A 12,036-nucleotide genomic window follows, 5' to 3' on the forward strand; every position below is an offset into this window, starting at 1 on the left:
TGAACGGGGTTTATGGCAGCGGAAATTTGTGAGAGATGGGTCTGTTCCCAAACGAGTGTTTGTGGAGCAATATTAAGTTTCAGCTTCTATAGCTTGGTGCGATGGTGCTGAATAGGTCAACTCTAGGATTTTTTGTTACCATGACGAAACAAACTTACGTGAAAGAGGCACGTAAACCTTTGTGGCAAAAGCTCTGGCGCATTGCTAACACTGACTTGCCACCATGGCTTATTAAACTGGTCGAGTGGGCACTTATCTGTGCATCATTCTTTCTCGCTGTCTCAGCAGTATTTGGAAATCTAACCCATCCAGGCTTCGTTTACCTATCTGTCCTAATAGCCGCTCTATCGATTATTGTCGGACTTGCGGAAGCCCCAGGGCTTAAAAAGCTACCGTCTCTGGGAACGGTTATGATCGTGTTTCTCATCACGCTCTTCGTTGTTGTTCTTCAATTTTTTGGGCTTAAGGGTTGACCCAATGCCGCGCCGTTTCGGCGATGCACTAGCCTCTAAGTTGACGATATAAGACTTCCCAAAAGGACCGTTTGTTGAACGGTCCCCTGAAGCGGGCCTTGGAGCGCATTGAGACAACGCCCGCTCCGTCCCGCGACTCGGTCACTCGACAAACGTACAGCGAAGGTCCGCTGTCACGAACCCCTCCATCTCGCGCCACGTCCGTTTTGGGCTGTCTACTGTCGTCTGATATTTTCGATTACGTTACTAGCCTCATATTCTAAAGCCATGCTTTCAAATGGGCACCTTGTTACAGGCGGAGAATATCAGGGGCTGGGTGCGTGCTTTGTAGTAGTCTTAGACACCGTACAGCATTTGAGCTGATTTAAGGCTGCATGGGTTTACTATTGCATGACGTGGTTGATGAAGATGACTATTACGTCACCTTGGCGTGCTCCTCAGAGCCTAAGAGTACCTAAGAGAATACATAAGCATTACTATGAAGCGTAAGCCTGCGGTAGCGACAGTGACCCGCTCTCGGTTGAGCGTTGATATCAAGAAATCCGGAACTCTGACTTGAAGTAATAATAACAACAATAAAGCCCCCGGCATTTTTGAAGTCGTTTTCTCAGACCCCCCACCCCTTATGAACTCACGAAAATCCGCAATGAGCCTAGCTATGCCCAGCGCCTTAAGGCCCTGCCAGTAGACCTTGCCCGTGTGGCAGCGTCAGGCTGTGTGGGAACTGTCTGTTAATGGAGTGGTTTTTGAGTTTTGGCAGACACCCTGCCGCCACTCCTAAGAACTCATTGGCAGATAAAGGAGGGCAAAATGCTCATCGGATATGCACGGACATCGACCCTGGAACAGGAAGCAGGCTTAGAGGCTCAGAGAGAGTCACTCAGCGCCATTGGCTGCGAAAAGGTGTGGGAGGAGCAAACCAGCTCAGTGGGAGTCAGAGAGGCTTTGAAGGCCGCTATGGACTTCTCCCGTTCAGGCGATGCTTTGGTGGTCACAAAGCTGGATCGTTTGGCAAGGTCTGTGAGGCACCTGGGAGAGCTCGTTGAGGAGCTGGAGAGCAAAGATGTCGGGCTTCGCATCCTCGATCTGGGCCTCGATACATCGACAGCGACGGGAAAGCTAATGCTCAATGTTCTCGGTTCTGTTGCTCAGTTTGAAAGAGAGATGATGCTGGAGAGACAGCGTGAAGGGATCGTGAAAGCAAAGGCGCTGGGCAAATACAAGGGCAGGGCTCCTAAGGCCCGTAAGAGGGCCTCAGAGATGCAAGAGTTGTTAGCCCAGGGTGTGAGCAAGCGGGACATAGCGAAGCGACTTGGGCTCTCTGAGCGCTCTGTATATCGGGTCTTAGGGCAAAGTTGTTGAACTGGATTTGTCTTTTAGTTTGGCCGCTAGGCTTCGGCGGCCAGACTGCCTTCGGCCCAAGGCGGACATAAAAGTAGTTTACTGATGCCACGCTGCAGCTTCACTAGAGCAAACCTTGCGTCACCCTGAGTCATAAGGGGGCTTGTTGCCTTCTGTGCGGCGCTCCTTGGAGGTTAATGTGCGAAAATTTCCTAAAGCAGTTCATGATCGCTATGAAACCTGCTAGGCGTAGACGGTTCCAAATTTACAAACGCGACTCGACCAAATGTTAACCGCATTAATAAAGGGTGTTCGAAGCAGACCGATCCCTGGCACCGTTGGGCAATGCCCGTTTTGCAACTCTGAAATGATCCCAAGATGCGGCGAGATTAGGCTTCACCATTGGGCGCACAAAAGCAAAGTGGACTGCGATCCTTGGTGGGAGCCGGAAACAGATTGGCATCGGGACTGGAAAAACGAGTTTCCACTAAGTTGGCAAGAAAGGGTGTTTGAGGATCATGACACCGGTGAGAGACATATAGCTGACGTGCACACGCTGGCCGGCCTTACTCTGGAGGTCCAACATTCCCATCTCGATCCCAAAGAACGTCGAGCCCGGGAAGCCTTCTACAATAATATGCTTTGGGTGGTTGATGGCTCTAGATTGAAGGGTAACCGTAACAAAATCTTGGGGTGGCGTGACGCGCTTACCGAGATTTCTCACGGTGGTCAGCAGACAAACCTGTTTTTGACATGTGAGGCCAACGAGCTTTTTCCCAGCGATTGGTTGGAAAGCAGCGCTCCAATCTGTTTCGACTATATGGGCCCAAATGCTGAAACTTCGTCTGCACCCACTCAACTCTTCCTTTTGTATCCTGGCTCGGTGCGAGGTAGCCGCTTGGTTGAACCCCTGACGCGCAATGGACTGTTGAGGGCTATCTATTCGGAACGTGTAGATATGTCCGCAGTTCGCGGTGTCCTCCAAAACGTTTCACGACTGAGGTTATCCAAAAGGCGGTGCTGAAGACTTCAAACAGAAACGGACTGCTTCGCTGACGGCCCGGAGTCGACCTCTGGGACCATATTTGATGCTGATCTGCGGCTGCAAAGTACTCAAACTGGTAAAGCCACATATAAGGAGCGAACCGCTGTACGTATGCCGGTCACGATCAGGGCAGATTTGATAGGATTCTTTGTAGTTCACTTTGATTTCCAATCCCAAGCGTCGGCAGGATAGCTATCAAAACGCAGACAACCTTTCTCTCGATTGAAGCCTCCTCCAGATCTATCGCCTCTTTGATGCTAGTCTCGTGCAGCGAAGGACGGTTCAAGAGAAACCGTTGCCTTTCCCACACAAAATCCCATCTCTCCAAAATCCAAGGCAGGAGCGCTTCAGCCACCAACCTGTACTGGCTAGTTTGTTGTGCAATCTGCAAAGCTTTAAAGGCGAGTTCAAACATCTGGCGCGGAGTGCCATGCTCTGCGGACCCGGCAACAAGACTTTCTCGAAGAATAATTTGAGAAAAGTCTGTGTAGAAATCATGTGTAGGACCAGAGCTTTGTAGTCGATCCAACAGCTCCGGTCGAATTGAGAATCCTGAAGCGCTGGCTAATTTTTCGATGACTTGTTTTATCTGGCCGACATTACCAAGGAGAACACAATTAACGCAAAAAAGGAGAACGAACTGCTCTGAAAGGTCACGTAGGGCCGATTGTTGTTCGCTGCTTGCTGCTGGAACTTGGCCGTATGTTGGTTTCTCGATATTGAAGGATTTTTTGTGCCCGCCGTTGACCTTAACATAGGAGAAGTTCGCAACAGTCTCACGAAGCGCTTGGACAAATAGAACGCTATTGGAAGTGGCGATTGCCTTATGCATCTTCGAAGAAGCAAGAAGTATTTGCCCCTCTATGACAGGTCCATTTGGCAAAAACCTATCAAGATTCTCAGTTATCCCAGCGTCCAATTCAGCATGATTTTCAACCTTGGCAAGCATATACCAAGCCATCTCAATCGGTGTGACGAATCTTGATCCAATCTCGGGATGAGGTTCGGGGTTACTGACACATCCGGGATAGATTTTTGTTTCCTCCCCATCTTCAAGCAGGCGTTTCTCACCGGTGGCATCTTGATCAAGCCAAAGAAGAATGTGCCGAGCTACTGCGTGGCAATGCGCTGTACGCAGTGTTTCATCATGCTTGAATCGGTTTAACTCACCCAGAACAGCAACAAAGTCCTGCAAGCAAGTAAGCCTATCGCCGCTATGCCAACTTGCGAGCGCAGCATCAGCCAACAACCCCACCCGCATGGCTGCCATATCAGAAAGATCGGATTTCTTGGCGGCGTCACTACCATAAAGGTAATATCGACGGGCGGTTTCGAAATCACCTTGCTTCTCAGCGCTGATCGCCGCGTCCCTTCCTAGAAACGCTTTTTCAACGTCGCTCAAAGGTGCATCACCCTCGATCAATATCTTTGAAAGCTCTAGACTTCCTTTGTGGTCTTCTGAGCGATAGAGAACTTTTGCCTTTGCACGCACAAGCACTGAGTTAGTCTGTCCATATTTCGATAGACCATCGTCGAGAATTGCAAGTGCGCCTTCTTTGTCGTTTCCGTACTCGTCCAGTATGATTGCCTGATACTTGCGACAACATACAGCGAGGTCGGTTTCGCCCCATTTGGCGGCTTGTTCTTCTAGTGTTCCGAAGGTCGCGCTGTGAACCGAAGAGTCAATGGTGCCATCGTCATGCTCGCGCAACCAAGCTCCCGTTACAAGGATGTCTACTTCAAAATCGTCATGCCTGAATGGTGCTAGCAGCTTCGAACGCAAATCTGATGTAGCATCATCAAGAAAGACGAAAACACGATGGAGATCATCGATTTTGGAAAGCTGTCGAGCCTGGTTCAAGAACATAAAACCAATAGCTGTGACACCTTCTTTTTCGACGTACCGAATGCCGTCCAACACTTCAGCCGGCAAGGCTTTGCTATGCAGCAAGTTTTTGAGCTCAATGATAACCTCAGTGAAGTTCGCCCCAAGCCCAGCTCTAGAAACCTGAAGCAGCAATTTTGAGTAGATGAGCAGGCTCATTGAGACACGCATTTCTTCATGCTCAACGTTCGCCGATTCCTCTGCGAAACAACGCAAAGCATCCTGAATCTTGGTAGGCGAGTCATTGTCTTGGTTCAGAATGAGTATCTGGGCCCCTCTGAACATTTGGCTGAGCGACGGATTTGCAGGGTATGCTATCTTGTCCGTTCTGAACAACGTAAACATAGTTAGGTGAGGCGCGAGCATTTCTAGTTCGGAGTGATCAGAACCCAGAACCGCCATGCAAAGCTTCATAATCACTGGTTCGTTTTCACTCGCCCAAGCAGCCAGCAACGCCGAGTTCATATCAACAACGTCAATCGTGCGACTTTTTGTTAAGGAATCGGCGATAGCGCTTTCTATTTGCTTTTTGTCGTCAGTCCCGAGCGTTTTAGAAGCGTAGCCCGAAAGTAAGGGAGACAGGTCAAACCTATTGCCTTCTTGCTGGTCAATCCACGAGCCAACCAGAGTTTCCAAGATGATACCAGCATCTGGGATTTCTGGTTCAGCTTTCCCAAGATCTACAGCTAGCTCTCGGCTGAAACCACCAGTCTTGAGCGACAGGCGTTCTATGAGCTTACGGCTAGATAAAGGTAGGTCATTCAGCAATCGTTCGCGCGTTCGCTTTCTGACATCCTCAACGGCAGGTGTTCCTTGCAACAAGGCGTTTAGAGTTTGAAATTCTGAAGGGTCCCAGCCAGATGCAGCCATGCCTTGAATAAAAGCCATCGCGAGCTGAGGATGACCGCCGCCAGATACCAAATGGGTGTATTTTGCCCAATTAGCATCGTTCACTCCACTCTTTCCAAGGATTTCCTTAATGTCTTCTTCTGAGAATTCAGATAACGTGTGCGCCACGCCAGCATGCAAGTCACTAGCGAATAGAAACTCATTACTTGGTAGGTCAGCTGAGTTCAGAACTAAAAGGACATCGGAGCGTTTCGAAGAGAAAAGTAGGTAGCAGAGACCTTCAAGTACATTGGGGTCTGTAATCCAACCGAGATCATCGACGATCAAGCCCTTAAGGTCGAAGTCTTTCAAAGAGTCTGCTGACTGAAACAACACCTGTGCAACCTGTTCGCAAGACTGGCCTCTCAAGTTTATGCTGGCCCAGTTGCCACCATTACTGTGTGCAAGAATCCGAGACGCAACTGTTTTACCCATACCAGCAGCACCGGAAATCCAGCAAACTCCAAGGGTTTCTAAAGTCTGTCGAAGTTCTTGAATGGCCTCGGTTCTAGCTGCGAGAACCGTTGGCAGGGGTGTTTCTGACACCGGGCTAGGCCGGACAAGTTGAGGGTTTGCAAGATCGGTCTGCGACGGCACAGAAGCTGACAAGGCTCTTGTCATGAGCTGGTTCTGAACTTCGAATTGAGCCCTGTTTAGGGTCACTTGTGTGGCCGTCTCCAAAAGCCCTTCTAGGCCAGTTCGGTCGACGAAGCGTTCATCACGATTGGGGTTTGTAGAGAGCTTTAAGACGGCGAATAGTATGTTGGCTGTGCATGCATGCGCCTGTGAATGCACACCACCTCGATCCAGCAAAAGTTTCGAAATTCTTGAATTTATTTGCCGGGCCAAAAAGCGAGATTCCGTTGCCCCACAATCAAAGTGAATTCTTTTCAGGAACTCTTCTCGAAGGCCGTCTTCATCACGACTTTCTATGAAGTCTTTCGTTTTCTTGGAAAGTTTGGAATTTAAAAGAACTCGACGTATTCCGGTCAGGTCTCCTGACCTTGCTAAGTTTCGCCATGTTTCGAGAGTGGGCGCATCGTCCACTCGGTTCTCCGGCTTCTTCTCTTTTCCAATAGTTGAGGTTGTAAGGTGACGCAGTGTAACCTTCAAACTCGGGTTGCTTTCCTGCAGTTCGACAAAGCTGTCAATGCTGGCAACAATATCATCCGAGTTGATTGTTACACGTCCGGCGGTTTCCTTAACTTGAACGGCTTGCAGTGCATCTTTGGCCGCGATGGCGTAATCCTCGGCCACTTCCAGAAAAAGAAACTCATCCTCTTTCAATTCGGTCCAAGCAAGGGCCGATTGATAGACTTGATACACATAGCCACGTAGGGAGTCGATGGCTTCTCTGGCCTCGTCCCCAATGGGGGTTTTCTCGGGGGGCATTAGCTGCTCAACTCAATCATTTTCTCCCGCAGGTTGCGGCATCGTTGCTTTGGACGCAAGCGCCGGTCTGCGATTGAAGCCACAACCCAATTCAAGACGAAAGTCCGCTTAGGCCCGCACTGCATGGTGCGTATAACATGGCAGCGAAAGTCCGGTTCCCGCCCTAACTCGCATCCTTGACTAGACATAGAAACGTTCAGCTTACTTGGACGTCGTTATTTCTAGGCTTTGATGATGTGGATGCAATGCGTTGGAATCTTTTGCAGAAGCGCAACGGTATGTCGTTTAGGTATGGCTGTGGTGTGTGGTTAACGACCTTGATGCCACATTTAATGAAATAATTTCAGTTACTTGAGTAGGCTTTCGAAATATGGCGGAGACGAAGGGAATCGATGCTTGTATCCGCGCATTTTTGCTATCTGCATTCGATAAATACAGTGAAAGCTGACGCCTCTTCTGCTAAATCAACAGCGCTCTTGAGTTCGTCCGAATAGCCCAATATCGGATCGACTCCATTTTGAGCCAGGAACAACTTGGCTATCTCACCACGCACCGCGAAGTTCACGTTTTGTGGGATGTCGCCAAATACCTCAGCTGCTTTTACCGCGTCCAGTTTGGACACGACAACACCAACAACCTCTCCATCCGGACCTAAGAGCGGACCGCCTGAATTGCCGCTTTGAACTGGTGCGGTAACCTGCATTGTCATAGCATCTCCGCCTAATCCTTTTAGCGAGGATACAGAGCCTCTAGTGACATTGAGTCCGCTGAGCACACCAGCGTAAGGGTAACCCACCGCAGTGATGTCTGAGTTCAACCTAGCTGATCCGGTGGAAAACACGGCGACCGCATCATCTTCTGCATAATCCGTTTTTAGAATTGCTAGGTCAAATTGATCAGAAGATGAAAGTAATTCCGCTTTATTCCTATCGACGAACAGGCGAGTGCAATCTTGGACTACGTGGGCATTGGTAAGTACATGCCCTTCGTCTGAAACAAAGAAGCCAGTACCAGAGCCTTCGCGAAGTGTAGTCTGTGGTTCGGTTGCGTTTGAACCACTTTCGGCACTGTGGGACCGCTCTTCTTCTTCGTTCGTTTCCTGCAATACGGCGACAGTCTTGACTATAGCGTCTTCAAGACGGCCACCTTCATCGATTGATAGTGCCGGAGAATGCCCAACCGCGATGCTGGCTGTTACAGCTTTTAGAACTGACTTGTCTCTCCGACCCGCTGATAACATGATTGTTGACCATGCTCCGTCTATGAAATTGGAACGCGTGTAGAGCGTCGACCCATCGCTCTTTGTCCCCGAGGAAACGGCAAAGTTTGTTTTTCTAACCGTGTAGGGCTTTGACGAAAGCGCGTGGTTCTGAATTGTGAATTCGTGGAGGCTCTGGGTCTGCGCCTTGGTGTGTCGACCAATCGAGATCGAAAGGGTGCTGCCGTAGTGCCGGAAGTTCGAGAAGTACTCTGTAGGAGGGTCTTGGATTACCGTCTTCTCAGGCCACAGCAGAGAAAGCCGAAGAGTGGGGAAGTATCTCATACTCCAGCCATCAGTTTCGTATCGATCTAGATAAGAAATTGCGAGGAAGGCCAAATGCCATTCCTCGTAGGGAGTTCCAAACTCACGTCGTGAATACCTCTCTAAGGCTCGTTGGCTAATCTTGCCCCAAGCACCATCCAAGAGGCCATTATAGTCACCCTCAAATGCCAACGCAGCTTGAATGAAACGCTTTTCGGAGTGTGAGAGAGCGTTTGTGTCAAAGCCGCGAAGTAGCGTTTGGTACTCCTGCGTAGATGCGGCGTGAGGCGTGGCAGCAAATGAAACCACTATCAAAATGATGCAAATAATGCGCTTCAAGGTAGATACTCCGGCTACACCTTAAGCTGTCACACTAACGACCGTTCTGGCAATCGCGAGAAGATGTTTGGACAATTTAAAGGCGCGTGGGAGTTCTCAGTAGGTGCTAAAACGGAGGAGGAGTATTTGATCGGTCTGAAGGTTCATTCGAGAGCGCTTCAATGGCAAAAAAGCACCGTTGCACGTGACACAATGGGTGACACACGGCAGAAACGCTCCTTGTAAGCGTATTGATTTTAAATTATTTTTAAGGCGCAAATCAGAAAGCTAGTCCTGCCGGGGTCGCCAGTTTCCCGTTTATGACGTCAGAACTTGGACAAGCCCGGTCGTTTGCCGATGGTGATGTGATCGATCTCCTCGTTGCGCAAGCCGAGGATCAGCGCCGGGATCATCAGGAACACGAGGCAGAAGATCGGGAGCCCCACGACGGTGATGACCTGTTGCAGGGCGGTCAGGCCGGCGTCGCCCGCGAGGACGATCAGCATCGTGGCCACCAGCCCTTCGGACACGCCCCAGAAGACGCGCTGGCGAGTCGGTCCGGGGTCTGGCGAGCCGGTGCAGAGCATGTCGACCACCAGCGAAGCCGAGTCCGAGGACGTGGCGAAGAAAATCGCGACCACGAGCACGGCGATACCTTGTACGAGGTCGGCGAAGGGGAAGTTTTCGAAGAAGGCGAACATGGCGAGCGGCACGGATTCGGCCACCGCATCGCTGAGCGCGCCGGCCTGGTCCCCCAGGGCATCGCGCGCGGCGGCGCCGATGCCGTCGATCTCCATCGCCTGCCAGCCGAAAATCGAGAACCAGATCAAGGTAAAGAGCGACGGGGCCAGCAGCACGCCGAAGACGAATTCGCGGATCGTGCGCCCGCGCGAGATGCGCGCGACGAAAAGGCCGATGAAGGGGGACCACGTCACTGTCCATGCCCAGTAGAACACGGTCCAGCCGCCCTGCCAGCCCCAGCCGTCGGAATTGGGGCCGATATCGGCCAGCATGTCGTTCCAGAACGCGAGGCGCGGCAGGTTGCCGAGGTAGAGCCCGACGGTTTCGACCATGCCGCGCAGCAAAAAGAGGGTCGAGCCGCAGATCAGCACGAAGATCATGAGGCCCACGGCCATGCCGATGTTGATGTTGGACAGAAGCTTGACGCCCTTGTCGAGGCCGGCGACGATGGACACCACAGCCACGGCTGTCAGGACCGCGAGGATCGCGACCTTGAGCATGACGCCGGAGTCCCAGCCAAAGAGCGCGGAAAGTCCGGCGGCGATCTGGGACGAGCCGAGACCGAGCGAGACCGCGACCCCGAAGAGCGTGCCGAGAACCGCCGCGATGTCGATGGCTTTGCCCAATGGACCGTAGATCCGGTCCTTGATCAGAGGGTAGAAAACGGAACTGACGCGCACGGGCAGGTCGTAGCGGTTGATGAAATAGGCGAAGGCGAGCCCCGGCAGGGCGAAGATCGTCCAGGTGTGCAGGGCGAGGTGATAGGTTGCGATGGAAATCGCGTCCTTCGCGGCCTCTTCGGAATAGGGCTCGACCCCCGGCAGGGGCGGGGTGGCGAAATGGCTCATGGGTTCGGCCACGCCCCAGAACATCAGGACGGTGCCGATGCCGCCGGCAAACAGCATCGTGAACCACGACAGGTTTGTGTAGTCGGGGCGGGAGTCGCGGGGGCCGAGGCGGATATGGCCGTGACGGCTCATGGCGGTCCAAACGAGGAAACCGAGCCAGAGGTTGACGCCGAGGATGAAGAACCAGCCCAGGTGAGAAACGATCCACGCGCGCCCGGCGGCGAAGGCGTCGCCGATGGGTTCCGGCGCGATGACCAGTGCAAGAACGAAGACGATGGTGAAGATGGCGGATATCGAGAAAATCACCGGATCGGTTTTCAGGCCCATCCGTTCAACCCACGTAGTCATATGACTGTCCCCCTCTGGACGTTTTTCGTTCTTAGACGTTAAGGGCTTGAACGCAGAGGGGGTGGGGTGAGTTCCACAACTTGTGGTAGCTCGGCAAGCGAAACACGCGCCAGAGGGCGCGGGCGGCGTCAGATCACGCGGATGACTTTCTTGTCGATCGCCAGCATATAGCCGCGGCGCGCGATGTTCTTGACCAGCAGTTCCGAGACCATCTGGTTGCCCAGAGTGTCGCGCAGGCGCTTGATGCGGGTCGCGCCGGCGGCCTCTTCGCAATCGTCGGCAGAGCGACCGGAGATCACCGCCTCGATCTCGGCGCCCGAGAGCACGTCGTCGTCCATGCGTGCCTCGGCCAGAACGGCGAGGGTTTCCATCGCCGCATCGGTCAGCTTGAAACCCATGTTGTTGAGGTAGACCGCGTTTTCCTCGCGGCTGATGAGCAGGGAACTGACCTGGATGCCGGAGTGTTCGATCTGCGCGAGGCGGCGGTTCATGCCGACGAGCATGACCAGAAACACCAGCGCGGCCACCAGGAGGGCCGTGGCGAAGACCAGAAGGACGAGGATAAGCATCCGGTAGCTGCCGAGCGTTTCGGAAAAGGCCGTGCCCGAGAGGGCGAGGATTTCCAGCAGCTTGATCTCGGCATCCGAGGTGAGCGCGTCGTTCTCGGCGAAGATCTGCGCCACCTTGTCATTGAAGGCGTTGGCGTCGGGCAGGGTCAGAACCAGAAGGATCGCGGCGCCGACAAGGATCGTGACGATGGCCGCGACGCCAAAGAGCACGATCCGGTTGCCGGAGCGGCGGGTGTCTGTGATGGAGGTGTCGAAATCCTGCACGTGCGGCAGTCTCCTTCTTCTAGCCTTCGCGGACCGAGAGGACCTTGAGCAGGGTCAGGCCTTGTCCGGCCAGGCGGGTGCCAAGCTGAGCCGTGGCGTTGGCGATGGTGCAAGGGCCGCTGATCTGCGCGACCTCGTAAATCAGCTCGAACGGGGTGTCGCGCTTGGCCTTGTACTCGGCATAGCAGGCGGCCTGGGCGGCGCCGGTCGTGGCGGCGGCAAGGCCGAGCGTCACGACGAGGGGGAGGAGTGTGCGTTTCATTGCGCCAAGATGCGCGCATCCCCGCCGCTATTCAATATCCGGTTGGCGGCAAACGGCCTTTCGTGCCGTGTTATCCGATAGCAGGTGGGCGATATTGCCTGTCTGGGCGGGGTGGACCGATCCTTGCTGCATCGCCTGAC

The 12,036-nt window shown here is 52.9% G+C and carries 8 protein-coding genes; 3 read left to right on the plus strand and 5 right to left on the minus strand.

Annotation, left to right across the window (positions count from 1 at the left end):
• Positions 1–140 precede the first annotated feature (140 nt).
• The 3 genes from C2I35_RS21860 to C2I35_RS22735 all read left to right on the plus strand — a co-directional run bounded on the left by C2I35_RS21860 (position 141) and on the right by C2I35_RS22735 (position 2,838).
• Positions 141–473, plus strand: coding sequence for a hypothetical protein (locus C2I35_RS21860; RefSeq protein ID WP_146049997.1), 333 nt, complete (start codon positions 141–143; stop codon positions 471–473).
• Positions 474–1,283: 810 nt separating this feature from the next.
• On the plus strand, positions 1,284–1,835 hold the full coding sequence (locus C2I35_RS10150) for a recombinase family protein (RefSeq protein WP_103763011.1): 552 nt from the start codon (positions 1,284–1,286) through the stop codon (positions 1,833–1,835).
• Positions 1,836–2,100: 265 nt separating this feature from the next.
• On the plus strand, positions 2,101–2,838 hold the full coding sequence (locus C2I35_RS22735) for a competence protein CoiA (protein ID WP_146049998.1): 738 nt from the start codon (positions 2,101–2,103) through the stop codon (positions 2,836–2,838).
• 145 nt (positions 2,839–2,983) lie between these two features.
• On the opposite strand, the gene C2I35_RS10160 is transcribed toward C2I35_RS22735, so the two are convergent.
• From C2I35_RS10160 to C2I35_RS10185, 5 genes are all read right to left on the minus strand, one after another.
• The gene (locus C2I35_RS10160; RefSeq protein ID WP_146049999.1) at positions 2,984–7,024 is read right to left on the minus strand and encodes a P-loop NTPase family protein; all 4,041 of its coding nucleotides are present in this window, start codon (positions 7,022–7,024) and stop codon (positions 2,984–2,986) included.
• A gap of 415 nt (positions 7,025–7,439) precedes the next feature.
• Positions 7,440–8,885: a S1C family serine protease gene (locus C2I35_RS10170; RefSeq protein WP_103762915.1), complete on the minus strand. Its 1,446-nt coding sequence runs from the start codon at positions 8,883–8,885 to the stop codon at positions 7,440–7,442.
• Positions 8,886–9,190: 305 nt separating this feature from the next.
• Positions 9,191–10,801, minus strand: coding sequence for a BCCT family transporter (locus C2I35_RS10175; RefSeq protein WP_103762916.1), 1,611 nt, complete (start codon positions 10,799–10,801; stop codon positions 9,191–9,193).
• Between the two features lie 128 nt (positions 10,802–10,929).
• Entirely contained in the window at positions 10,930–11,634 is a 705-nt protein-coding gene (locus C2I35_RS10180; RefSeq protein WP_211286128.1) for a winged helix-turn-helix domain-containing protein, read from the minus strand.
• A 19-nt stretch (positions 11,635–11,653) separates the two neighbouring features.
• Positions 11,654–11,896: a hypothetical protein gene (locus tag C2I35_RS10185; protein WP_103762917.1), complete on the minus strand. Its 243-nt coding sequence runs from the start codon at positions 11,894–11,896 to the stop codon at positions 11,654–11,656.
• Positions 11,897–12,036 lie beyond the last annotated feature (140 nt).

The organism is Roseovarius confluentis (genome assembly GCF_002917925.1).
In the GTDB taxonomy this organism is placed as follows: Bacteria; Pseudomonadota; Alphaproteobacteria; order Rhodobacterales; family Rhodobacteraceae; genus Roseovarius; species Roseovarius confluentis.